At 66.8% G+C, this 22064-nt stretch carries 19 protein-coding genes; 10 read left to right on the top strand and 9 right to left on the bottom strand.

Annotated elements, in window-relative coordinates:
* Positions 1-70 precede the first annotated feature (70 nt).
* Positions 71-3571, bottom strand: coding sequence for an InlB B-repeat-containing protein (locus tag CLV01_RS20460; RefSeq protein ID WP_257221428.1), 3501 nt, complete (start codon positions 3569-3571; stop codon positions 71-73).
* Positions 3572-4075: 504 nt separating this feature from the next.
* Between CLV01_RS20460 and CLV01_RS20465 the strand changes: the two genes are divergently transcribed.
* Positions 4076-4456 carry a hypothetical protein gene (locus tag CLV01_RS20465; RefSeq protein ID WP_099733345.1) on the top strand — a complete coding sequence of 127 codons (381 nt, stop codon included), beginning with the start codon at positions 4076-4078 and terminating at the stop codon, positions 4454-4456.
* Positions 4457-4494: 38 nt separating this feature from the next.
* On the opposite strand, the gene CLV01_RS20470 is transcribed toward CLV01_RS20465, so the two are convergent.
* The 6 genes from CLV01_RS20470 to CLV01_RS20495 form a co-directional block, all read right to left on the bottom strand.
* Complete coding sequence (locus tag CLV01_RS20470) at positions 4495-5781, bottom strand: arsenic transporter (protein WP_099733344.1); 1287 nt, start codon at positions 5779-5781, stop codon at positions 4495-4497.
* A 76-nt stretch (positions 5782-5857) separates the two neighbouring features.
* On the bottom strand, positions 5858-6361 hold the full coding sequence (locus CLV01_RS20475) for an arsenate reductase ArsC (RefSeq protein ID WP_099733343.1): 504 nt from the start codon (positions 6359-6361) through the stop codon (positions 5858-5860).
* 40 nt (positions 6362-6401) lie between these two features.
* On the bottom strand, positions 6402-6725 hold the full coding sequence (locus tag CLV01_RS20480; protein WP_012206185.1) for an ArsR/SmtB family transcription factor: 324 nt from the start codon (positions 6723-6725) through the stop codon (positions 6402-6404).
* 118 nt (positions 6726-6843) lie between these two features.
* Entirely contained in the window at positions 6844-7548 is a 705-nt protein-coding gene (locus CLV01_RS20485; protein ID WP_097202048.1) for an SDR family oxidoreductase, read from the bottom strand.
* 30 nt (positions 7549-7578) lie between these two features.
* Entirely contained in the window at positions 7579-8580 is a 1002-nt protein-coding gene (locus CLV01_RS20490) for an NADP-dependent oxidoreductase (RefSeq protein ID WP_099733342.1), read from the bottom strand.
* A gap of 73 nt (positions 8581-8653) precedes the next feature.
* A complete protein-coding gene (locus CLV01_RS20495; protein WP_099733341.1) occupies positions 8654-9259 on the bottom strand; it encodes a TetR/AcrR family transcriptional regulator in 606 nt (201 codons plus the stop codon).
* Positions 9260-9329: 70 nt separating this feature from the next.
* Here CLV01_RS20495 and CLV01_RS20500 point away from each other — a divergent pair, with 70 nt between their 5' ends.
* The 4 genes from CLV01_RS20500 to CLV01_RS20515 all read left to right on the top strand — a co-directional run bounded on the left by CLV01_RS20500 (position 9330) and on the right by CLV01_RS20515 (position 13148).
* The gene (locus tag CLV01_RS20500; RefSeq protein ID WP_099735087.1) at positions 9330-10640 is read left to right on the top strand and encodes a flavin-dependent oxidoreductase; all 1311 of its coding nucleotides are present in this window, start codon (positions 9330-9332) and stop codon (positions 10638-10640) included.
* 142 nt (positions 10641-10782) lie between these two features.
* Positions 10783-11685 carry a glutamate ABC transporter substrate-binding protein gene (locus CLV01_RS20505; protein ID WP_013801878.1) on the top strand — a complete coding sequence of 301 codons (903 nt, stop codon included), beginning with the start codon at positions 10783-10785 and terminating at the stop codon, positions 11683-11685.
* Between the two features lie 3 nt (positions 11686-11688).
* Positions 11689-12351, top strand: coding sequence for an amino acid ABC transporter permease (locus tag CLV01_RS20510; protein ID WP_034395807.1), 663 nt, complete (start codon positions 11689-11691; stop codon positions 12349-12351).
* The gene (locus CLV01_RS20515) at positions 12348-13148 is read left to right on the top strand and encodes an amino acid ABC transporter permease (protein WP_013801876.1); all 801 of its coding nucleotides are present in this window, start codon (positions 12348-12350) and stop codon (positions 13146-13148) included. Before CLV01_RS20510 ends, CLV01_RS20515 begins: the two co-directional genes overlap by 4 nt.
* A 6-nt stretch (positions 13149-13154) precedes the next feature.
* Here the strand turns inward: CLV01_RS20515 and CLV01_RS20520 are convergent, their stop codons facing one another.
* Complete coding sequence (locus CLV01_RS20520; RefSeq protein WP_099733340.1) at positions 13155-14612, bottom strand: MFS transporter; 1458 nt, start codon at positions 14610-14612, stop codon at positions 13155-13157.
* Between the two features lie 128 nt (positions 14613-14740).
* Between CLV01_RS20520 and CLV01_RS20525 the strand changes: the two genes are divergently transcribed.
* The 3 genes from CLV01_RS20525 (at position 14741) to CLV01_RS20540 (ending at position 18033) form a co-directional block, all read left to right on the top strand.
* Complete coding sequence (locus CLV01_RS20525) at positions 14741-15679, top strand: LysR family transcriptional regulator (protein WP_099733339.1); 939 nt, start codon at positions 14741-14743, stop codon at positions 15677-15679.
* Between the two features lie 176 nt (positions 15680-15855).
* On the top strand, positions 15856-16539 hold the full coding sequence (locus tag CLV01_RS20530) for an energy-coupling factor ABC transporter permease (RefSeq protein ID WP_034395797.1): 684 nt from the start codon (positions 15856-15858) through the stop codon (positions 16537-16539).
* Between the two features lie 330 nt (positions 16540-16869).
* Complete coding sequence (locus CLV01_RS20540; RefSeq protein ID WP_043824911.1) at positions 16870-18033, top strand: GGDEF domain-containing protein; 1164 nt, start codon at positions 16870-16872, stop codon at positions 18031-18033.
* 42 nt (positions 18034-18075) lie between these two features.
* Here the strand turns inward: CLV01_RS20540 and CLV01_RS20545 are convergent, their stop codons facing one another.
* On the bottom strand, positions 18076-19155 hold the full coding sequence (locus CLV01_RS20545) for a glycosyltransferase family 9 protein (protein WP_099733338.1): 1080 nt from the start codon (positions 19153-19155) through the stop codon (positions 18076-18078).
* A 209-nt stretch (positions 19156-19364) separates the two neighbouring features.
* On the opposite strand from CLV01_RS20545, the gene CLV01_RS20550 reads away from it, so the two are divergent.
* Entirely contained in the window at positions 19365-21458 is a 2094-nt protein-coding gene (locus CLV01_RS20550; protein WP_013801870.1) for a metallophosphoesterase family protein, read from the top strand.
* Between the two features lie 227 nt (positions 21459-21685).
* Complete coding sequence (locus tag CLV01_RS29230) at positions 21686-21841, top strand: hypothetical protein (RefSeq protein ID WP_012206197.1); 156 nt, start codon at positions 21686-21688, stop codon at positions 21839-21841.
* Positions 21842-22064: the final 223 nt, after the last annotated feature.

Here is a 22064-nt window from a genome sequence, read left to right on the forward strand (position 1 = left end):
CCCTGAGTCCCGCCGGCAACTCATCTGAAACCCGGCGCTGGGGCGGCTTTGCCTTGGTGACAGCTTGGCTTCACTTTCTGATCAGTGGTGCGCAAGCACCGCCCAACGCGCGGCGACGCACAGCCACCAGACCCGCCGCCAGCAGCGAAAGCAGCGCCAGCGCCCAGGAGCCGAGTGCGGGGATGGCCTGCGGGGCCAGCAGCACGGGCAGGCCGGGGTCGGTGATCTGGTTGGGCACGGAATCGCTGTCACCCACGCCGCCATCGGCCAGGGTGAAGGTCACGCTCAGGCCGTCGGGCGCAAACTGCGCACCGGGCAGCGCATACCAGTGCGGCTGCGCGCAGGCAGCGCTGGTGCAGCCCAGCCCGTCAGGGCTGGGGCCGTATTTGTAATAAACGGCCCCCTGCGGCACTGGTGCGGTGAAGTGCACGGTCACCTGTGCATCTGCATTGCCAGCGACACGCCCCAGCACCAGCCCCAGCGGCGCGTGCACTGCACGCACATGGGACGGCAAGGGCGCGGGCAAGGTGGAGGCAAAGGCGGCGCTGCTGATCTCCCAGCCGTTCGCACTGTCCACCTCCACCGCCCCCAGATTGCCGTTGCCGCCCGCACCCTGCCACGGTGCGCTGCACTGCTGCGCTGCGCCGCCATATTCACCGCTGCACTGCCATTTGTATTGGCCGCCAGCGGATAGCACGGTCCCTGGCGTGCCCGTGACGCACAGATTCGCGCTGGGCTTGAAGGCCACAGCGCCGTTGGCCGCTGAGCCGCAGGTGGCATCGACCGGATCGTGGGTGAAAGTGGCGCTCACGCTGCGCGGGCTGGTCACATTGGTGAGCTGGCATGCACCCGTGCCCGTGCAATCGCCCGCCCAACTGGTGAAGTGATAGCCCGCATCGGGCGTGGCGGTGCAGCTTGCGCCCTGCCCATGGTTAACGGGGTTGGGTGCGCAGGTGACCGTGCCGTTTGTGGTGACGGGGGCGATGCTGATGGGGTAGGTGTTCAGCGCGAAGGTGGCACTCACGCTGCGCGGGCTGGTCACATTGGTGAGCTGGCATGCACCCGTGCCCGTGCAATCGCCCGACCAACTGGTGAAGTGATAGCCCGCATCGGGCGTGGCGGTGCAGCTTGCGCCCTGCCCATGGTTAACGGGGTTGGGTGCGCAGGTGACCGTGCCGTTTGTGGTGACGGGGGCGATGCTGATGGGGTAGGTGTTCAGCGCGAAGGTGGCACTCACGCTGCGCGGGCTGGCCACGTTGGTGAGCTGGCATGTCCCCGTGCCCGCGCAATCGCCCGACCAACTGGTGAAGTGGTAACCCGCATCGGGCGTGGCGGTGCAGCTTGCGCCCTGCCCATGGTTAACGGGGTTGGGTGCGCAGGTGACCGTGCCGTTGGTTGTGGCGGGGGTGATGCTGATGGGGTAGGTGTTCAGCGCGAAGGTGGCACTCACGCTGCGCGGGCTCGTCACGTTAGTTAGCTGGCATGCACCTGTGCCCGCGCAATCGCCTGACCAACTGGTGAAGTGGTAACCCGTATCGGGCGTGGCGGTGCAGCTTGCACCCTGCCCATGGTTAACGGGGTTGGGTGCGCAGGTGACCGTGCCGTTGACGGCAGCGGGGGTGGCAATGGAGTGGGTGTTGGGCGTGAAGGTGGCCGAGATGGTGCGCGACGCGGTCACGCTGGTGAACTGGCATGCCCCCGTGCCCGTGCAATCGCCCGACCAACTGGTGAAGTGGTAGCCCGCATCGGGCGTGGCGGTGCAGCTTGCATCCTGGCCGTGGGTGACGGGGTTGGGCGTGCAGGTGACTGTGCCGTTGGCCGGGGCGGGGACGATGCCGATGGAATAGGTGTTGAGTACAAATGTGGCACCCACGCTGCGCGGGCTGGTCACGTTGTAGAGAATGCACGCGCTGGCAGTGCCCGCGCAATCGCCCGACCAATGGGTGAAGTGGTAGCCCATCGCGGGCGAGGCGACGCAGATAGTGTCTTGCCCATAGGGAACGGGGTTGGGCGTGCAGTTCACGCTGCCGCCGGTGACTGCGGGGGTTGCAATGGCGTAGGTAATGGGCGCGAAGGTGGCTCCCACGCTGTGCGCGCTGGTCACGTTGGTGAACTGGCATGCACCCGTGCCCGCGCAATCGCCCGTCCAGCCGGTGAACTGAAAGCCCGTTTGCGGCGTGGCAGTGCAGCCAGCGCCCTGGCCGTGGGGCACGGGGTTGGGCGTGCACGACATGCTCCCGCCCGTGGTGGCAGTAGTGGTGATGGCGTAGGTGATGAGCGTCGTATTGGCAGAGACGGTGGTAGCCCCGAGAACCACGGGCTGGCAAGCCCCCACGCCGCTGCATGCGCCGCCCCAGCCGCTGAAGGGGCGGGCGACAGGGTCGTGCACCGTGGCCGCGCAGGTGGCGCTGGAGCCATGGGTCACGGGGTTCGGGGTGCACTGTGCGCTGGCGATGCCCGCATCCGTGTTGACTGTCACCATGTATTGGCGCGGTGCCAAGCAAGCGGCCGTGGTGCCGCCGCTGATGCCCGCGCAATTCCAGCGGAAGGCATCGGCCGCGGCAGACTGGTTGGTGGCCGAACCGGCGCTGCACAAGAGGGTTGGCAAGGTGAGCGAAGGCGCCGTGCTGCCACACGCGCCGTTGGTGGGCGGCGGGGCGAAGGTGGCGCTGATGGTGCAATTGCCGGTAATGGTCGCAGTGGTGTAGGTGTTGCCCGCAAGCGATCCGCCGCAGCCGCTGGCCTGCACCGTATAGCCCGGTGGCGTGGTGAGCGTGAAGCTGCCCTGCTGCCCCGCCGCTACATCGCGCCCCGCCTCGATGCTGCCGCCGCCCGTGGCCTGGGAGGTAACGAGGTAGGCGCGAGGCACGGAGCATTGCGGCGAAGGGTTGCCGCCGTAGCTGCTCTGGCACACCCAGGAGAAGGAGTAGGTATCACCCATCACGCCGCTGGTCGTGCCCACGCTGCAAAGCAAGGCATCTGGCGGATAGCGGCGAGGCGTGGCGCTGCTGGCACTGCCGCACACGCCATCGAGCTGCACGGAACCGGCCTCGACCGTCATGCCGATGGAGGTCTGCGGCTCGGCCACCCAGGCCGGGTTGTGGCTCGCCCCTGAATACCAGGTCAGCCCGTCGTTGGTGGCCGTGGTGATCTGGCGGCGGATCATGGTCTGACCGATGCTGCGCACCACCACCCAGGCAAAGTCGCCCGCCGCCACAATGCGGTCGCCCGTGAACACGCGCATGCCTGGCGTGGCCGCGTCGGCGGTGAAGGGGGCGCAGGCCGTCATGTCCACGAACGGCGTGGCGGCGCTGGCGTCGGTTGCGCACACTTGCAGCTCGAACTGGTCGATCTGGGTGAGATTCATCTTCACCTGCGTGATGCGCAGCGACTGGCTGCCAATCGGGATCCGGTTGGCCACCCACAGGTTGGTGTGGTAGCTGGAGTTGTGCTGGATGAGCCACGGGTCATTGGCGGCTGCCAGGTTGTCGAATACCGTGACTGCACCAGCAGACACTGAAGCCGCCGCCGTCAGCAGCAGCATGGCAATTCGAAGGGCAAGGGTTTTCATGGCGATGTGGTGGGTGGGTGGAGCTGTGTTCCACCCAGCCGCGATCGGCCATGAAAAATGCTTTCAGCACTTGTGTATCAAGCGCTGAAAGCCATGTTTATGGAAGCGTGTGGCACGGGTGGATGCGCACTGCCGGCCATCTTGCGGGCGCGCAGCCCTGGCGGCTTGACTGTGCGTTCGTGCCGCGCTTGACTGGACGTTTCGCAAGCCTCACCCCCCAAAAAAAAGGGGCGTTCCCCTCCCCTCCCGCGCTATCATCCGCCCCGGCCCCCTGTCCCGGGGCTGATGCTTCAAAACATCCGTCGTATAGCGGCACAGCCTCTCCGAAAGCGAGGCTTGGTACAGCGAATCCATCAGTCAATGCAGATGCAATGGCCTGTGGTTTCGATCCGCAATGGAGCACGGAACAATGAACGCCGTTTCTCTCGCCTGCGCGCCGTCTTTTGGCGCAGCCCCTCCCTCATGCCAGCCCTTTGTGCCCGGCCAACTGCGGAGGGACATGGCATGAACCCCACCCAGCCCTCCCCCACCAAAGACAGCCACAGCACCCGGCAGCTGTCCAACGCCCTCACCCAGGTGGACCATCTCGTGCAGCAAGGCTGTGCAGAAATCTCCGCCATCGCCCAGCTCGCCCTGGCATGGCTGGAGACCCCCAAGGGCCACCGGCACCTGGACGTGGTGGCCCGCGCCCTGCAAAGCATCCGCGACAGCGCCGAGACGCTGGCCGACTACGCCGGCACCGAGGCCCAGGCCATGGGCTGCGGGTTCGAAGACGCGGCCGAGATGCGCCGCGCTGAAGCGGCCGAGGCGGCGGCAAAGGCCATGGCCCACCTGTTTGAACGCCGCGCCAAAGTGCCGATGCCTGCGCAGGACGGCAGCAGCTGATGCGCCAGCGCGCCGGCCGGCCGGCGTTCAGCCCATGTTCAGACCACACTCAGCCGCAGAGCAAGCGCGACCAGCGTGATGGCAAGGACCGGAAGGGTCAGGACGATGCCGACGCGCAGGTAGTAGCCCCAGGCAATCGTCATGCCCTTGCGGGCCAGCACATGGAGCCAGAGCAAGGTGGCCAGGCTGCCGATGGGCGTGATCTTGGGGCCGAGGTCACAGCCGATCACATTGGCATAGACCATGGCTTCCTTCACCAGCCCCGTGGCCCCGGAGTGCTCGATGGACAGGGCGCCCACCAGCACCGTGGGCATGTTGTTCATCACGGAAGACAGGCCCGCCGACAGAAAGCCGGTGCCTATTGCGGCGCCCCACACACCGCCGCCCGCAAACACTTCCAGCACCCTGGCCAGGGCGCCGGTCAGCCCGGCGTTGCGCAAGCCATAGACCACCAGGTACATGCCCAGTGAGAACACGACGATCTGCCATGGCGCGCCCTTCAGGACCCGGCCTGCGCTGATGACCCGGCCATGGGCGGCGACGGCCAGCAAGAGCAGCGCACAGGCCGCGGCCACGGCGCTGACGGGAACGCCCAGCGGCTCCAGCCCGAAGAAGCCCAGCATCAACAGCGCCAGCACGGCCCAGCCTGCGCGGAAGGTGGCCAGGTCCCGGATGGCGGCCGATGGCTGCTGCAGGCGCTCCAAGGGGTAGGTGCGGGGCAGATCCTTGCGGAAGAACAGGAACAGCACGCCCAGGCTGGCGGCCACGGCAACCAGGTTCACGGGCACCATGACCGACGCGTAGTCGTTGAAGCCGATGCCGAAGAAGTCCGCCGAGACGATGTTGACCAGGTTGGACACCACCAGCGGCAGGCTGGCCGTGTCCGCGATGAACCCTGCCGCCATCACGAATGCCAGGGTGCTTGCGGCAGAAAAGCCCAGGGCCACCAGCATGGCCATCACGATGGGCGTCAGGATGAGCGCGGCGCCATCGTTGGCAAAGACCGCAGACACCACGGCGCCCAGCAGCACGATGAAGGCAAACAGGCGCCTGCCGCTTGCGCGCCCCCAGCGGGCCACGTGCAGTGCAGCCCATTCGAAGAACCCGGCCTCGTCCAGCAGCAGGCTGATGATGATGACCGCCACGAAGGTGGCGGTTGCATTCCAGACGATGCCCCAGACGACGGCGACATCGGCCCAGTGCACCACCCCCAGGGCCAGCGCCACGATGGCGCCGAGCGACGCGCTCCAGCCGATGCCCAGGCCTGCGGGCTGCCAGATGACCAGGACAAGGGTGGCTGCAAAGATCAGGAGGGCCGCAAGCATGTGCTGTTTTCTTCGAGGATGTGCAGGCGGCAGCGGGGGCCGCAGCGGTTTCGGTGGCGGGTATCAGTGGCAGGCTTCAGTCACGGGCCAGGTCGCGGGCAGACTGCTGCAGCGCGTGCCTGGCCAGGGACGATGGTGGCAGGTTGACGAGCCGCTCCAGGCGCTGCCGCATGGCCAGCAGGGTCTGGCGGAATGCGGCCTGCCGGCCTTCGTCGCTGCCTTCGGCCTGCGACGGGTCCGCGTAGCCCCAGTGCGCGGTGGCGGGCTGGCCCGGCCAATAGGGGCATGCCTCGCCAGCGGCGCTGTCGCAGACAGTGATGACCAGGTCCATAGGGGGCGCATCAGGCGCGCCGAACTCGTCCCAGCTTTTGCTGCGCAGGCCTTCGGTGCACACGCCCGCCTGCTCCAGCGCCGCAATCGCCAGCGGATGGGGCTGCTGGTTGTCGCGGGGGCTGCTGCCTGCCGAGTAGGCCTTGAAGCGCCCGCCGCCGAGGTGATTCAGAAGGCCTTCCGCCAGGATGCTCCGGGCAGAGTTGTGCGTGCACAGAAACAGGACATTCAGAGGTTTGTCGGTAGCCATGGCAGGAAATGTTCGGGGCGGGGAAACCGGGGGAGCAGCGTCAGCAGGACTTGCAGGACATGTCGGCCACCTCGCATGCCGCGCCTGCACAGCAGTTCTGCGTCAGGAAGCCGAGCAGGCCGTTCATGCGCTCATAGGCGGCGCGGTACACCAGGTTGCGGCTGGCCCGCTCCTGCGTCACCAGGCCCGAGCGGGTCAGTTCCTTGAGATGGAAAGACAGCGTGGTGTTGGCGGCGCCCAGGCTTTCTGCCATGACGCCCGGCGTCAGCCCCTCGGGCCCGGCCACGACGAGCGCGCGGAAGATGCGCAGCCGCAAGGGGTGGGCAAGCGCGGCCAGGGATTCGACGACTTCAGATTCATCCATGGGCAAATCATACGATATTTCAACAAATATGGAAATAAAGGCCAAACCGGCGCTGACCGATCGTGCCAGCCCACGCCGATCCATGCGGATGGGCACCCATGGCTGGCACGGTCCGATCTCAGGCGCCCTGCGGCAGATAGCTTGGCCGGGCCGCCGTCATGCCGCGCTTGACCTGCTGGGTGAGCTCGTCGGCCAGCACTTCATCGAGCCCGGCCTCCAGTCCATCCAGCGCGCGCCTGACGATGTCCTCGGGGCTGGACTTCGGCGCGTCAAGCCCGCGCGTGAGGTCGGTATCGACATAGGCCATGTGCAGGCCCAGCACCTGTGTCTTCTGCCCTGCAAGCTCGCTGCGCAGGGCGTTGGTGAGCGACCAGGCGGCCGACTTGCTGGCCGAATAGGCGGCCAGCTCGCCGCCGTTCACCCAGGAGGCCACCGACAGCACATTGAGCAAGGCCCCGCCGCCGTTGGCCTTGAGAACCGGCGCGAAGGCCTGGCTCATGCGCAGCACGGCGAAGAAGTTGGTCTCGAAGATGCGCCTGGCGACCTCTTCGCTGTCGGGCGCCATGAAGCCACCGGGCTGTGCAATGCCGGCGTTGTTGATCACCAGCGTGACGTCCGACGCCTGCGCGGCGGCGGCGGCCACGTCCTGCGGGCGGTTCACGTCCAGCTGCAGGGCATGCACGCCGGGCTGGGTGACGGTGGCGGGGTCGCGCGCGCCGGCGTAGACCTTGCGGGCGCCACGGGCGAGCAGCTCGCGCGCGAAAGCCAGGCCGATGCCGCGATTGGCACCGGTGACGAGAACAACAGCGTTTTCAATTTTCATGGAGCACTCCAGGGGTGGGGAAAAACAGATTCAACGAATCTTGATGACGACCTTGCCCTTGGCATGGCCGGCTTCGGAATAGGCAAGGGCCTCGTTGGTGGACTCGAATGCGAAGACCTTGTCCACGACCGGGCGGATGGCGCCCGCTTCGATGAGGCGGGTGATCTCGCGCAGCTGGCCGCCGTTGGCCCGCATGAAGAGGAAGGAGTAGTCAATGCCACGGCCTCGCGCCCGGCGCCTGACGCCGGAGCTGAGCAGCCGCATCACCAGCCGCACGAATGCGGGCGCAGCGATGTTTCTGCCAAATGCGGGATCGGGCGGGCCGGAGATGGAGATCAGCTTCGCGCCGCCCTTGAGCACGCGCAGGGATTTGCCAAGCGTCTTGCCGTCCTGGCTGTTCAGCACCACGTCGTAGTCGTGCAGGACGTCCTCGAAGTCCTGCGTGCGGTAGTCGATGACGACATCCGCGCCCAGGCTCCTGACCAGCTCGAAGTTGGCCGCGCTCGTGGTGGTGGCAACGGTGGCACCCAGGTGCCTGGCCAGCTGGATGGCGAACGTGCCCACGCCCCCGGAGCCGGCCTGGATGAAGACCCTTTGCCCCTTCGTCAGCTTCGCTGTCTCCACCAGTGCCTGCCAGGCCGTCAGGCCCACCAGGGGGATGGAGGCGGCCTCTTCCATCGTGAGCCCCTTGGGTTTTGGCGCCAGCGACGACTCCTTGACCGGCACGAACTCCGCGAACGTACCGATCCGGAAATCGTCCGTGCGTGCATAGACCTCGTCGCCCGGCTTGAACTGCCGCACGCTCGGGCCGGCCTTGACCACCACGCCGGCCACGTCGTGGCCCAGGATCAGGGGAAGGCGATAGGGCAGGATGAGCTTGAATTGCCCGTCCCTGATCTTGGAGTCCAGCTGGTTCACGCCTGCGGCATGGACCTGGACCAGGACTTCGTCGTCACGCAGCTGCGGCTCGGGTACGTCTGCCAGCTGCAAGGCGCGGTTCGCTCCATGGCTTTCCAGAATGAATGCCTTCATGGCTTTCCTTTATATGATGGTCATCATATGTAATGGCGAAAAAAATCCAGGCACATGCACAGGGCATGCGCCATCAATGGCTGGCCGGCGTCAGGTGCTTGAGTGCTGCCTCGCGCAGGCTGTCGGACAGGCCAGGGTCATCCACCGCCCGTGCCAGTAACAGGCTGCCGACCATGGTGGACAAGGTGACGAGCGCGCGCTCATGGGCACCGGGCTGTCCCCAGTCCGGCGATTGGCGGGCGATGAGATCGACCATTTCCTTGATGTGGCCCGTGGCCACGCGGCGCACCTCCGGCGCCTGGCGCGAGGTCTCGGAGCCCAGGGCCGCCAGGGGGCAGCCCACCTCGGCGCGCTGGACATGTTCCTTGGAAAGGTAGGCGGCCAGCATGGCCTGCAGCACCATGCCGGGCGGCGCCTTGGCCACCACGTCGGCGACGGCGGCGCAGGACTCGGCGCAGGCCTTGCCCGCCGCTTCGGCCAGCATGGCATCGCGCGAGGCGAAATGGGCGTAGAAGGCGCCGTGCGTCAGGCCCGCCTCCTTCATGATGTCCGCCACCCCGGTGCCGCCATAGCCGCTGCGGCGGATGGCACGCGCCGCCACGGACACGATGCGCTCATGCGTGGCCTCCTTGGCGGAAGCCCGGGCGCTGGAATTTGTGTTTCGCATGATGGTCATCATACATTGTTTGCGCCATGCACGCGCCGCAGATGGGACATCCGCCCGCAGCCATTGCATGGACAATCCCGGCATGTCTGCTGCTGCTTCACACAACAATCCATCCCGCCCCGTGCTCATTGCCGGCGGCGGCATCGGTGGCATGGCCACTGCCCTCACGCTGCACCAGATCGGCGTGCCCTGCATCGTGTTCGAGTCGGTGGCGCAGCTGCAGCCGCTGGGCGTGGGCATCAACCTGCAGCCGAACGCGGTGCGGGAACTGCATGACCTGGGCTTCGGCAACGATGTGCTGGACACCATCGGCCTGCAGGCGCGGGAATGGGCGCTGGTGGGCCGCAACGGCAACGAGGTATATGCCGAGCCGCGCGGGCTGCAGGCGGGCTACCGCTGGCCGCAGTACGCGGTGCACCGCGGGCAGTTGCAGATGATGCTGTTCAACGCCGTGCGGGAGCGCCTGGGCGACGACGCCGTGCAGCTGGGCCGGCGCGTGGTGGGCTACCGGCAGGATGCCGAGGGCGTGACCGCCCTCATCGACACCCGCGATGGCCAGCGGCTGGAGGTGCAGGGCTCGCTGCTGGTGGCGGCCGATGGCCTGCACTCGGCCGTGCGCGCGCAGATGCACCCCGCTCAGCCGCCCATCCAGTGGGGTGGCGCCATCATGTGGCGCGGCACCACGCCGGGCGTGCCTGTGCGCACCGGTGCGTCCTTCGTGGGCGTGGGCTCGCTGCGCCATCGCGTGGTGCTGTACCCCATCACGCCGCCGGACCCCGTCACGGGCCTGGCCACCATCAACTGGATCGCCGAGATCACGGTGGACAACGACGGCGGCTGGCAGCAAGGCGACTGGAACCGGCGCGTGGCGCTGGAGGAATTCATCCACCACTTCGACGGCTGGGACTACGGCTGGCTGGACGTGCCGGCCATGCTGCGCGGCGCCACGGATGTCTTCGAGTACCCCATGATCGACCGCGACCCCGTGCCCACCTGGGTGGACGGCCGCGTGGCCTTGCTGGGCGATGCGGCGCATGTGATGTACCCGGTGGGCTCCAACGGCGCCAGCCAGGCCATCGTGGACGCGCGCGTGCTGGGCGCGCAGCTGCTGGACCACGGCGTGGGCCCGCAGGCGCTGCGCGCCTATGACGACAGGCTGTGCAAGGACATCTCGGCCCTGGTGCTGCGCAACCGCGGGGCCGGCCCCTTCGGCCTGCTGGGACTGGTGGACGAGCGCTGCGGCGGCGTCTTCGACCATATCGACGAGGTGCTGCCGCGCGAGGAGCGCGAGGGCTTCATGGCCCGCTACAAGGCAGCGGCCGGCTATGCGATCGAGACGCTCAATGCCGCAGCCCCCACCATCGCACCCGGTCGGCGCATGGCCAGCACGTGACCGGCGCATGACCGGCGCACGACCGGCGCATGACCAGGGACTGAACCCTTGTGCGGCAGCAAGGGCCGCGAGTCGCCATAATCGGCCCTTGCCCCTGGCAGCCATCCCCAGATTTACATCACAGACCAAGCAGGAAGACCACATGCCCATCAAATCCATTCTGAAATCCACCGTGGTGACGCTGGCGATCGTGGGCAGTGGATCGCTTTTTGCGCAGGGCGCGCCCCTGAACACAGCGGCGTTTGACGCCCTGGTGGCGCAAGGCCCCGTCGCCGACGCCGCGACCATTGCATCGAGCACCTGGGCCAGCAAGATCAAGCAGACCGGCACGCTGCGCCTGGGCAGCACCCAGACCTCGAATCTGTTCTCCCTGCTCAACGAGAAGGACGGCAAGATCCGCGGCTTCGACGCAGGCCTGGCCCAGCTGCTCACGCGCTACATCCTGGGCGATGCGTCCAAGTACCAGTTCGCACAGGTGACCTCGTCCACGCGCGAGCAGGTGCTCATCAACAACCAGGCGGACATGGTGATCGCCACCTACTCCATCACCCCCGCACGCGCCGAGAAGATCTCGTTTGCCGGCCCCTACTACACCTCGCAGGCCGGGGTGCTTGTCAAGGCAAGCAACAAGACCGTGCAGTCGTACAGCGATCTGGCAGGCAAGAAGGTGGCCACGCAGGCCGGCTCCACGGGGCCCGCCATCCTGGCGCAGCACGCGCCCAAGGCGGTCGTGCAGGAGTTCCAGACCCACCAGGAAGCGCTGGACTCCCTGCGCCAGGGCCGTGTGGATGCCTATGTGACCGACTACACCCTGCTGCTCAACACCCTGAGCCTGGGCACTGGCGACGCGCGGCTGGCAGGCGCGCCCTTTGGCGCCCAGGATTCCTACGGCATCGGCCTGCCCAAGGGCTCGGACGGCGTGGCCTTCATCAACGCCTTCCTGAAGAAAATCGAAGCCGATGGCACCTGGGCCAAGCTGTGGACCGTCTCCATCGGACAGCGCACCGGCAGCACGGCCGTTCCCACGCCGCCCGCCCTGCCCTGAACGATGGGTGACATCTCCCGGCTCCTCGCCGACCACGGGCCTGCCTTCTGGCAGGCCCTCTTGCTGACCTGGAAGCTCACCGCCTTCTCGTTCCTGCCCGGCTTCCTGCTGGGCGTGGTCGTGACGGTGCTCAGGCTGCTTCCGCTGCCGCCGCTGCGCTTCGTGCTGACCGCCTACGTCGAGATCTTCCGCAACATTCCCAGCGTGGCGCTGCTGATCTTCATCGTGTTCGCGCTGCCCGATCTCAATGTCGTGATCGACTATGAGCCCAGCGTGATCCTGGCCCTGACCCTGGTCTGCTCCGCGTTCACGGCAGACTATCTGCGCGCGGGCATCAACACCATTGCCGGCAGCCAGATCGAGGCCGCGCTCAGCCTGGGCATGCGGCCCATGCAGATCATCTCGGCCGTGGTGCTGCCTCAGGCGCTGCGCTCGGTCGTGCAGCCGATGACGTCGCTGCTCATTGCGCTGATGCTGTCTACCTCGCTGGCGTCCCAGGTGCCGCTGGCGGGCCGGGAGCTCACTGCGCTCGTGTCCAAGATAGCCAACGACTCCGCCGCCGGCATGGCCGCGTTCGCGGTGGCCGCCGCCCTGTACGTGGCCACCGGATTGCTCATTGCCTGGGTGGGCGCCATCCTGGAAAAGAAGCTGCGGATACTGCGATGAGCCGTTCTCTGGAAGACATTCTGTTTGGCGCGCCCAGCCCGCAGGCCAGGAAGATCACGCAGGTGGTCAGCCTGATCGCCGCGGCCGGGCTGATTGCGCTGGCTGCGGGCGTCGTGTGGCGTTTTCATTCCGCAGGCCAGCTCGAGGCCCGGTTCTGGGAATTCTTCGCCTGGCCCACCACCTGGGCCTTTCTGGCCAAGGGCCTGCTCGGCACGCTGGCATCCTCGGCCATGGCCGCCGTCATTGCGCTGAGCCTTGGGCTGGTGCTGCTGGCGGGGCGCCTGGCGCGGCCCCGCATCGTGCGCTGGCCCAGCATCGCCGTCATCGAATTCCTGCGCGGCACGCCCACGCTGCTGCTCATCTACGTGTGCTTTCTGGTGCTTCCCGCAGCCGGCATCAAGCTCGGCACGTACTGGATGCTGACCCTGCCCATAGGCCTGAGCACCGCCGCCGTGGTGGCCGAGGTCTACCGCGCAGGCGTGCTGGCAGTCCCTCGCGGCCAGACCGATGCCGCGCGAAGCCTGGGGCTGACCGAGGTCCAGGTCTTCCGGTTCGTCGTCTTCCCGCAGGCCCTGCGCTACATCGTCCCGGCCCTGGTCGCGCAGCTGGTCATCGTGGTCAAGGACACCACCTTCGGCTACATCGTCACCTATGGCGAGCTCATGCAGAACGCCAAGGTGCTCATCGCCAACTACCACGCGCTGGTGCCCGTGTACCTGGTGGTGGCGGTGCTGTACTGCCTGGTGAACTACGCGATATCGAGGGCGAGCAGGCGGCTGAGCCGGCCGGTGCACTGAGCCTCGTCACGAACGGCTTGTCGCGAGAGCACGGCTTGCAACTGCCATTGCCATGGCCAGGGCAACGACGATCAGAACGGCCGAGACTGCGAACGTGATCCGCATCGCGTTGGCAACGGCCTCGGGATGCGCCGTTGCGATGTCGGGCGTCTTTGAAGCGAGCGCGAAAACCGTCCCCATCATGGATGCCCCGGTGATGAGCCCGAGGTTGCGCGACAGGCTGAGCATGCCCGAGATGACGCCGCGCTGGTCTGGACGGACATTCGCCATGACGGCGGTGTTGTTGGCCGCCTGGAAGAGCTGATATCCAGGGGTCAGGACGACGATGGCAGCAACGTATCCCGCCACGCCGAACATCGACGCAAGCACGGACAGTGCAAATGCCCCCGCCGCCATGGCGATGAGCCCGACGATGGCCATGGATGGCGCGCCCCAACGATCGACGGCACGGCCAGAGGGGACACCGCTCAATATGGCAATCAACGGGCCCACCGCCATCACGATGCCAACAATGGCTTCGTTGAGCCCGAGCGCACGGGCGAGGTAGAACGGCCCCACCACCAGCGTCGACATCATCACCGTCGAGACGAGCGCATTCATGGCAAGGCTTGCGCTGAAGCCTGGATCACGGAACATCGCCAATCGAATCAAGGGCGATGCGGCTTTCGCCTCGGCAAGCACGAAGAGCACGGCACCCAAGGCAGTGGCCAACACAAGAGCCCCGTTGAGCGGACCGAAACTTCCGCGCCCCAGCGTCATGGCCAGTGCGTACGCCACAAGCGTCACAGCCAGCAGCAAGGTGCCCAGATTGTCGAAGCGGGCCCGCCCCGTCTTCTCCCCCCGGCAATCGGCGGGCAGGTAACGGTGCGCGAGAACCCATGCCACGATACCCAGCGGTACGTTGACGAGAAAGATCGCCTGCCAACCGAGTCCGGCGATCAGAACGCCGCCCAGCGATGGGCCGAGAGCGGTGCCCATTGCGGACATCGTTCCGAGCAGTCCCATGGCGCTGCCGGTCCTTTCCTTCGGCACCGTCCCGGCGACAAACGCCATGGTGAGGGCCATCATGATGGCCGCGCCAAGACCCTGCACCGCCCGGGCGGCAATCAGCAGCCGGAGCGTGGGCGCCAGGCCGCAAAGGACCGAGGCCAGCGTGAACAGGAAGATGCCGACCAGCAGCAGCCGTCGGCGGCCCATGACGTCACCGAGCCGCCCGACGCTGACGATCAGGGCGGTGATGGCCAGCAGATAGGCAAGGACGACCCACTGGACCTGCTGGAAAGAGGCGCCGAACGCCTGAGCCAAGGTAGGCAACCCCACATTGGCGATGCTGGTGCCCAGCGATGACAGCAACATCGATAGCGAAAGGCTGGCAAGCACCCACCGAATCGACGGCGTCTGCTCTGCCCTGTCAGCGGCTATCCCATCTCTTGCTGTCGTGGCTGATTCTGGTGTGATTTTCATCGTTGGTGACTCCCGAAATTGAGCTATCGGAAGCGTAGTTCCCTGCCCGGCATGGCGGAAGGCGCACCACTTTCACTTTATTCGTGCGTCTGGCGCCATGTCACCACACGCCGTGCTACGGTCGATCCATGTCAAGACCCGATCTCAACCTGCTTGTCACCCTGGATGTGCTGCTTGCGGAAGGCAACGTGGCGCGCGCCGCCCAACGGTTGCGGCTGAGCCCGTCAGCGATGAGCCGGGCGTTGGCGCGTTTGCGGGAGACGACGGGCGATCCGCTGCTGGTCCGGGCCGGTCGCGGCCTCGTTCCCACACCTCGGGCGCTCGAACTCCGCGAGCGGGTCAGCCAGCTCGTGCAGGACACGGAAGCGGTTCTGCGCCCTGCCGAGCAGCCCAACCTCCAGCAGCTGGTCCGGACGTTCACACTGCGGACCAGCGAAGGCTTTGTGGAGAATTTCGGACCGGACCTGATTGCCCGCGTCGGCGAGCAAGCGCCTGGCGTTCGCCTTTGCTTTGTGCAGAAGTCAAACAAAGGGAGCGGCCCGCTTCGCGACGGCACGGTCGATCTGGAGACCGGCGTTGTCGGGAGCACGATAGGACCGGAGGTGCGTGCGCAGGCGTTGTTCCGAGACCGTTTCATTGGCGTCGTGCGAATGGGGCACCCGCTGAGCCAGGGCGAGATCACGCCCGCGCGCTATGCGGCCGGCAGGCATATCCTCGTGTCCCGGCGAGGGCAGGACAAGGGCCCCATCGATGAAGCCTTGAGTTCTCTCGACCTGCAAAGGCAGATCGTTGCGATCGTTGGCGGCTTTTCAGCGGCGCTGGCCTTGGCCCGGGCCTCCGACCTGATCGCCAGTGTTCCCGAACGGCACACGGGGAGCCTGCGTGCCGGAATGCACAGCTTCCCCCTTCCGGTCCCTGTGCCGGAGATCACGGTTTCACTCCTGTGGCACCCGAGGCTGCATGCCGATCCGGCGCACCGGTGGCTGCGCGGGTGCGTACGGGAGATCTGCGCGGAACAGCACAGCGATTCCTGGCCATGCGAAAAAGCGGCCGAGAGCCCGGCGTGAGAGCGAGCGCGTGAAACCGATGGCTATCCGAAGTGCGGCAGCGTGACTACAGCGTGGCCACACGCGTGAAATGAACATGGCGCAGCACACCGTCCCCGGCTATGCTCGGTGCCTTTGCCGTTGCGCAGTCGGTGCCCGCCGGCTCTCCAACGGACCTTGCCTGTTCAGGACCTCCCATGCACATCGAACCCGGCGTCGTCAGCCCCGAGAAAATCGCCCTCAGTTACGTCACTGCCGCAGCGGCCTTCGGCCTGACCGCCGCCCTGGCACGGCAAAGCCTGCGCGACAACGGCGGCGCGCTCGCGCTGCTGGTGCGCAGCGTGATCACCACCGCGCTGGTGTTCAGCTTCTTCGAGGTGTTTCCGCATGAGCCGGTCGGCGTATCCGAGGTCCATCTGATTCTGGGCTCGACCTTGCTGCTGATGTTCGGCGCGGGTGCTGCGGCCATTGGCCTGGCGTGCGGCCTGCTGGTCCAGGGCCTGTTCTTTGCACCCTTCGACCTGCCGCAGTACGGCATGAACGTCACCACCTTGCTGGTGCCGCTGTATGCGGTGAGCCAGCTGGCGCGCCGGCTGATTCCGGCCGGCACGGCCTATGTGGACATCAGCTACCGGCAGGCCCTGGCCCTGTCCACCACCTACCAGGGCGGCATCGTGCTGTGGGTCGCCTTCTGGGCCATCTACGGCCATGGCGCCAGCCTGGCCACCATGACCGAGGTCGCAAGCTTTGGTGCCGCCTACATGTGCGTGGTGCTGGTGGAGCCGCTGGTGGACCTGGCCGTGCTGTGGCTGGCCAAGCGTCTGGCCGCCTTCACGCAAGGGCCACTTTTCAATACCCGCCTGCACGCAGCGGCTATCTGACAGCCGGCTTCCCGGTCACCGCACCCTCGGTGCTCCGCTGTGGCGGGCTGTTCAAGACTCCAGCCGCATCCGCGCTGACCAGCGCCACGGCGGCTGCATCACGGAAATCAGGCCGGAAATCAGGCAACGGGCTCCCGTTCACGGGCCGCCCGATCCGTGACTTCCACCCAACGGACTGCCGCGCAGCAAGGGCCTGAAGGCCCGCATCCTGCGACAATTCGGCCCGCGCGCTCCGCTCCATTTCAATGCGACGGCCCCGACCTGCGCCGCATTGCGCCTTGCCTGGCAGCTATTGCACGGGGCCTGCCTGCGCCGATATCTTCATCGTCCATGGTTCTCGATCCCTTCACCCTGCTCGTTCTCACCACGGCCATGGCCGCCGCCTCGGCGCTGTATCTGGCTGCGGAATGGGGCAGCGTGCGCGAACGCTCGCTGCTGCTGTGGAGCGGGGGGTTTGCCATCATCGCCGTGGGCTGTGTGCTGGCCCTGCTGCGCTCCAGCGGCCATGTGCTGCTGGGCATCTGGTTTCCCAACGGCTTGCTGATCTGCGCGCACTGGCTGTTCCTGGCCGGCGTTGCCGCGTTCACGCACACCCGGCTGCCGCGCCTGTGGTGGCTGGTGGCCGTCGTCTGGCTGGCAATGCTGTTCATGCCCAGCGGACCGTGGTGGTCCAGGGCAATGCTGGGCATCCAGTCGCTGCTGATCGCCGTCATCAGCCTGCGCGCCGGCCTGCTGCTGCGCCCGCACGGCGGCACGCTGGGCGTGGGCGCGGCGCAGCTGCGCTTCGTTCTGCTGGCCCACGGCCTGTTCTATTTCGCCAAGGCCGCCTCGGCCGTGGCGCTGGACACCTTCATCAACCTGGCCAATTTCCACGGCACGGTGATCCTGGTCTCGCTGGTGGAAGGCGTGATGGCGATCATGCTGCTCGCCATGTCCATGACCGGCACGGAGCGCCATCGCCGCGAGGAACGCATCGCGCAGATCGCCGCCCGCGACCCGCTCACCGCCCTGGACAACCGCCGCGCGCTCTATCTGCGCGCACCCCAGCTGCTGGAGCAGGCCTCAGCGGCCAGCCCCTGCGCCCTGCTGCTGATCGATATCGACCACTTCAAGCAGGTCAACGACCTGCACGGCCACGATGCCGGCGACCGCCTGCTGCTGACCCTGAGCGATCTCATCCGCAGCGCGCTGCCGCGCGGCGCACTGGCCGCACGGCTGGGCGGGGACGAGTTCGTGATCGTGCTGCGCAGCGTCGACCACGCCGCAGCACAGGCGCTGGGCCAGGACTTGCGCGAGGCCTTCGCGCAGCAGGCGCGCACCATGTTCGAGACGCCGGAACCGGTGTCGCTGAGCATCGGTGCCACCTTGTTCGACCAGCCCGGGGTGGAGCTGTCCCACTGGCTCAAGCAGGCCGACGAAGCCCTCTACACCTCCAAGCGCAAGGGACGGGACCGGATGGAACTGGTCCCGCTTGCGCCCGGGCGGCCGCACTGAGGGCGCCGAGGGTGCCGAGGGTGCCCTGGCCCTGGACATGCCTCACGCCAGCTCTTCATCCGCCAGCGCCAGCGCTGCCTGCGCCAGCAGTTCGGCGGCATGCGCATCGCTGCCGGGGGTGAAGACCCGGTGGCGCTGCGGGTCCAGCGGCGGGCCCCGGTCCACTTCGCCGGCTTGCGAGGCGACCACGCTGCGCGTGCCCAGGGCAGCAGCCATCATGGAGACGGTGGTGTTGTTGCACACGGCCACGCTGGCCGATGCCAGCGCCGCGCCGAGCATCCAGATGTCGGTGCGGCCGCTCAGGTCCAGCGCGGGGTGGCGCATTTGCGCGGCCACCGATGCGACCAGGGTGCGCTCGTCCTCGCTGCCGGTGAGCACCACTTCCAGCCCCGCCTGCGCCAGCCGGTCGGCCACGGCCGCGAAGCCGCTGGCGGACCAGCGGCGCACAGCCAGCCGCGCGCCCGGGTGCACGATGGCGTAGCGGCGGCTTGCGGGCAGCAGCGGGCGGACGCGGGCGCGGTCATCGGCATTCAACGGCAGGTCCAGCTTGAGACCGCGGCGCGGCAGGCCCATGTAGTCGGTCAGGGCCAGCAGGCCCAGCACTTCGCTGCCCTGCCCCGGCCAGGGCACAAAGCGCAGCGCATCCGCCTCGGGCACCCAGTCATCGGGGTCCGCAAAGCCCGCGTTGCGGCGCGCGCCAAAGTTGGCGACCAGGGCATTGGTGTTGCGGCCCGAGTCGTGCAGCTGCACCACCAGGTCAAAGCGGCGCGAACGCATGCGGCGCTGGAAGAAGCTGTATTCATCGGCCTTGGCCGAGGGCACGCCGGGCAGACCGGGCCAGCCGGGAAACAGCTCGAAGTCATCGACCGAAGACAGCCTTTGCGCCAGGCCTTCGGCCTCGGGCAGCCCCACCAGGGTGATGCGTGCCTTGGGCCAGGCCGCAGCCAATGCACGCAGAACGGGCGTTGCGCACAGCAGATCCCCAAAGCGGCGCGCGCGGAACACGCCGATTCTGCGCAGCTGCGGCAAGACGGCCGACCTGCGGTAATCCGTGTATTTGCCGGACCTGAGGGCCGGGGTTGAATCGGCCAGCCTCAGCAAGGGGTGATTCATGGAATTCATGGGCACTCTCCGCCTGTGGTTGCAGGCCATGGAGACGTAGCAATCGGCGTGCCCGCTGCGCGCCCTCCCCCTGCAAAAGTCGGACGCCGTCTAACACGCCTGGCTGGGTTGCCCTGTCACACCCATGAAACATGGGCTGCAGACAATGCCGGACTTTGTCAATCAGAGCGCCCCGCGCAACACGAAGAATGCAAGTCTGGAAATTGGGAATGGTGGCCGGTGCCGCAGCGCTGGCCCTGGCGGGTTGTGGTGGAAGCGATGGCGATAGGGCAGATGGGGGAACGAACAGCCAGGCCGTGGCCTTCATGGCCGATGTGCATTTCCAGGACGTGTACGGCGACCTCAAGAACAGCAGCTTCAAGGGCGTGCCCACGGCCAATGGCATGTTCGCCACCATCCGCACCATGTATGCGCAGCTGACTTCCACGCGGCTGTTCAACGAGAACTACTTCGCCTTCCGCGCCGCGCTGGACGATTCGCTGGCCAAGGGCGTGAAGCTGGTGGCCTTTCCCGGCGACTTCTCCGACGACGGCCAGCCGCTGAACGTGAACGGCTTTCGCGCCGTGCTGGCCGAGTACGAGAAAAAGGGCATGCGCTTTTTCATCGCGCCCGGCAACCATGACCCTGTCGCCCCCTACGACGATGACGAAAAGGGCAAGGACGACTTCATGGCCGCCAACGGCAGCACGGTCAAGGTCTACGCCAAGAACTACCAGGGCTGCCTGAACGCCGAAGCCAACGTGGTCTGTACCGACCAGTTGATGGAGCAAGGCTATGCCTCGCTGCTGCGCGACCTGGCCCCCTACGGCCTGATGCCCAATGAGAAGGACGTGTACTGGGAGACCCCCTACAGCACCTACGCGCAGGACAAGTACAGCTATGCCGAGGCGGCCAGACAGGCCCAGCTGGGCCAGCGCAGCTACGAGATCTGCAAGGAAGGCGAAGGCGGCAGGTTCAAGCAGGCCGGCTACACCAATTGCACCAGCATTGCCGATGTGAGCTACCTGGTCGAGCCCGTCAAGGGCCTGTGGCTGCTGTCGGTGGACGCCAACGTCTTCGTGCCGGACAAGCTGGACCCCGCCAAGCCCAACTCGCCCAAGGGCTTCACCGGCGCCGGCAATGCAGGCTGGAACAAGATGACCACGCACAAGAAGAGCGTGATGGCGTGGATCGAATCGGTGAGCGCGCGCGCCAAGGCCCAGGGCAAGCAGCTGGTGGCCTTCTCGCACTACCCGACCATGGACTTCTACGCCAACCAGACCGATGCCATCAAGGCCGCCTTCAAGCCCGGCGCCTTCCAGACGGCGCGCGTGCCCGAGCAGGCCACGGCCGAGGCGGTGGCCGCCACGGGCCTGCCGCTGCACATCGGCGGCCATATGCACTTCAACGGCACCAACGACTACCTGAGCAAGAGCGGCAAGTACCTGGTGAACGTGCAGTCGCCGTCGCTGGCCGTCTACGGCGCGGCCTACAAGATCGTGCGCTTCGACACGCCGCGCAAGGTGGACGTGCAGACCGTGGCGCTGAACAACGTGCCGCGCTTCAACGAGCTCTTTCCGCTGTACGAGATGGAATGGAAGTACGTGGAAGGCAGCAGCAAGCCCGAGGACGCCAAGCGCCGCTGGGACAAGGCCATTCTGTCCAGCACCAGCTATGGCGACTTCACCAGCCGCTACTTCGGCGAGCTGTCGCGCCTGCGCTTCCTGGACGAGTACTGGGCCTGCGACATGAAGGACCTGGTCAGCCAGCTCAACCTGCAGCAGATGCTGACCATGGCCCAGCTGGACACCAAGGTCACCTACGCCCAGCTCGCCGGCCTGGCCGCGCAAGGCGTTGCCGTGCCCTTCAAGCCCAGCGCCGGCTGCCTGCAAGGCAGCCCCGTGGCCGGCAATGCCGCGCAGTGGGCATCCGACTGGAGCGTGGCCGAGAACGCCGCCCGCGCCAAGGCCCAGGCCGCGGGCGTGGACTTCAACGCGCTGGCCAATGTGTCGGCCTATACCTTCTACGGCGACTTCCACCGCACCGTCTACGCGGGCGGCCTGTCGCTGAACGACATGGGCAAGCAGCGCGTGGAGCAGTACCGCCTGCTGATGAGCGCCTTCCCTGCCCTGACCTCGGCGCCCCAGAAAACGGGCGACAAGCTGGCCGACAGCACGCCCGTGGGCCAGCCCTTCCAGTACAGCTTCAAGCAGGTGTTCTCCATCCTCAAGGGCCTGGGTTCGGGCAAGCCCAGCGACCATTTCTCGGTGGACTTCGACGCCAGGACGCTGCGCGCGGAAGGCAGTGACAGCCTGAAGTTCTGACAAACAAGGCGCGGCCTGTACAGCGCTGATCTGTGCCAAGGGGTGCCCTGCCCCTTCGTGCAGGTCAGCGCTTTCTTGCATTTGCGCAGGCATGACTACACGGCTTCCGATCTTTCCTACACCCGGATTTCACGGCGCGCCACACACTTGCTGCATTCGTCCCGCAACCCCTAAAGACCGGCGACATCGGCCTCCAGCCGCCACCCGCCGGATCAGGAGTTCTCTCCATGAAGCAGCTCATTCCCATGGCAGGGTCCCATCACCGTTCGTATGTCCCCATGCAGATGGGCCAGCCCATCAGCGACGGCAACTACACCCAGCAGCAGACCAAGGCCAACCAGCGACAGATAGGCCAGCCCTTGCCGCAAAAGCAGCAGCAATGAGGGCGATGCCGCGCCTGTGAGGCCGGCCACGTCAATCCAGGCCAGGAACACCCTCCGCCTCTTGCACAAGCCCCCGCAAGCCCTGCCCGCCAGCGTCTGTGGGGGCTTGTTGTCCTTGGGCCCCGCAGCCGCCCAGGCCCAGGGTGCAAGCAGTATGGTTACATATGCAACAACGGGTTGCGCACCTACGTGACCCCCCTCGCGCAACGCATACCATCGCCGC

The sequence above is a fragment of the Delftia sp. 60 genome, assembly GCF_002754395.1.
Taxonomy (GTDB): domain Bacteria; phylum Pseudomonadota; class Gammaproteobacteria; order Burkholderiales; family Burkholderiaceae_C; genus Comamonas; species Comamonas acidovorans.

Coding starts and splice junctions, on each gene's coding strand:
- CLV01_RS20460 (WP_257221428.1), bottom strand. CDS start 3,571: ATGAAAACCCTTGCCCTTCGAATTGCCATGCTGCTGCTGACGGCGGCG.
- CLV01_RS20465 (WP_099733345.1), top strand. CDS start 4,076: ATGAACCCCACCCAGCCCTCCCCCACCAAAGACAGCCACAGCACCCGG.
- CLV01_RS20470 (WP_099733344.1), bottom strand. CDS start 5,781: ATGCTTGCGGCCCTCCTGATCTTTGCAGCCACCCTTGTCCTGGTCATC.
- CLV01_RS20475 (WP_099733343.1), bottom strand. CDS start 6,361: ATGGCTACCGACAAACCTCTGAATGTCCTGTTTCTGTGCACGCACAAC.
- CLV01_RS20480 (WP_012206185.1), bottom strand. CDS start 6,725: ATGGATGAATCTGAAGTCGTCGAATCCCTGGCCGCGCTTGCCCACCCC.
- CLV01_RS20485 (WP_097202048.1), bottom strand. CDS start 7,548: ATGAAAATTGAAAACGCTGTTGTTCTCGTCACCGGTGCCAATCGCGGC.
- CLV01_RS20490 (WP_099733342.1), bottom strand. CDS start 8,580: ATGAAGGCATTCATTCTGGAAAGCCATGGAGCGAACCGCGCCTTGCAG.
- CLV01_RS20495 (WP_099733341.1), bottom strand. CDS start 9,259: ATGATGACCATCATGCGAAACACAAATTCCAGCGCCCGGGCTTCCGCC.
- CLV01_RS20500 (WP_099735087.1), top strand. CDS start 9,330: ATGTCTGCTGCTGCTTCACACAACAATCCATCCCGCCCCGTGCTCATT.
- CLV01_RS20505 (WP_013801878.1), top strand. CDS start 10,783: ATGCCCATCAAATCCATTCTGAAATCCACCGTGGTGACGCTGGCGATC.
- CLV01_RS20510 (WP_034395807.1), top strand. CDS start 11,689: ATGGGTGACATCTCCCGGCTCCTCGCCGACCACGGGCCTGCCTTCTGG.
- CLV01_RS20515 (WP_013801876.1), top strand. CDS start 12,348: ATGAGCCGTTCTCTGGAAGACATTCTGTTTGGCGCGCCCAGCCCGCAG.
- CLV01_RS20520 (WP_099733340.1), bottom strand. CDS start 14,612: ATGAAAATCACACCAGAATCAGCCACGACAGCAAGAGATGGGATAGCC.
- CLV01_RS20525 (WP_099733339.1), top strand. CDS start 14,741: ATGTCAAGACCCGATCTCAACCTGCTTGTCACCCTGGATGTGCTGCTT.
- CLV01_RS20530 (WP_034395797.1), top strand. CDS start 15,856: ATGCACATCGAACCCGGCGTCGTCAGCCCCGAGAAAATCGCCCTCAGT.
- CLV01_RS20540 (WP_043824911.1), top strand. CDS start 16,870: ATGGTTCTCGATCCCTTCACCCTGCTCGTTCTCACCACGGCCATGGCC.
- CLV01_RS20545 (WP_099733338.1), bottom strand. CDS start 19,155: ATGAATTCCATGAATCACCCCTTGCTGAGGCTGGCCGATTCAACCCCG.
- CLV01_RS20550 (WP_013801870.1), top strand. CDS start 19,365: ATGGTGGCCGGTGCCGCAGCGCTGGCCCTGGCGGGTTGTGGTGGAAGC.
- CLV01_RS29230 (WP_012206197.1), top strand. CDS start 21,686: ATGAAGCAGCTCATTCCCATGGCAGGGTCCCATCACCGTTCGTATGTC.